The organism is Metapseudomonas cellulosilytica, from assembly GCF_049334135.1.
Lineage (GTDB): Bacteria > Pseudomonadota > Gammaproteobacteria > Pseudomonadales > Pseudomonadaceae > Metapseudomonas.
Window position 1 is genome coordinate 1 of the sequence record NZ_JBHZGN010000063.1, and the last position, 719, is coordinate 719.

Annotated in this window: 1 protein-coding gene; it reads right to left on the minus strand. The window is 66.9% G+C overall.

The genetic code is table 11. From position 1 onward, the window contains the following. Positions 1-719 (minus strand): TauD/TfdA dioxygenase family protein (locus tag ACFW0H_RS30105; protein WP_422917480.1); only part of this gene is annotated, 719 nt, incomplete at both ends.

Sequence of the window (719 nt, forward strand, 5' to 3'; positions counted from 1 at the left end):
GCGCGCTCCATCTTGCGATGGCAGGGCGGGTAATCCATCACGGCGTAGTGCTGGGTGGAGCGGTTGTCCCAGATCGCCATGCTGTTGGGCTTCCAGCGCCAGCGCACCTGGTACTCCGGTACGTAGGCCTGGCTGATCAGGTAGCGCAGCAGGTCGCTGCTGCCCATGCTGAGGTCCTGGCCATACCGGACACGCTCCGGCGTGTGGTAGTTGGTGAAGTGGGTGGCGAAGGCGTTGACGAAGAGAATCTTCTCGCCGGTTTCCGGGTGGATGCGCACCACCGGGTGCTCGGCGTCCGGGTACATGGCCTTGAGCGCCAGGCGCTTCTCGATGGGCATGGCGGCGCCGAAGCTCCACTCGATGCTGTGGCGGGCACGCAGGCCCTCGATGCGCTGCTTCACGTCTTCCGGCAGCTTTTCGTAGGCCAGGGCCATGTTGGCCCACATGGTGTCGCCGCCCACCGGCGGGCACTCGACGCAGCGCAGCACGCAGCCCATGGGCGGTTGCTCGCGCCAGGTGGCGTCGGTGTGCCAGGCGTTCTCGTAGCGGTCGTTGGGCTGCTCCGGATTCTTGTAGATGCGCACCAGGCCCGGGTGCTCCGGGTCGCTGCCGGCCACCGGATGGTCTTCCAGCTCGCCGAAGCGACGGGCGAAGGCCACATGCTCGGCACGGCTGATGTCCTGGTCGCGCAGGAACAGCACCTTGTGCTGGAGCAGCAG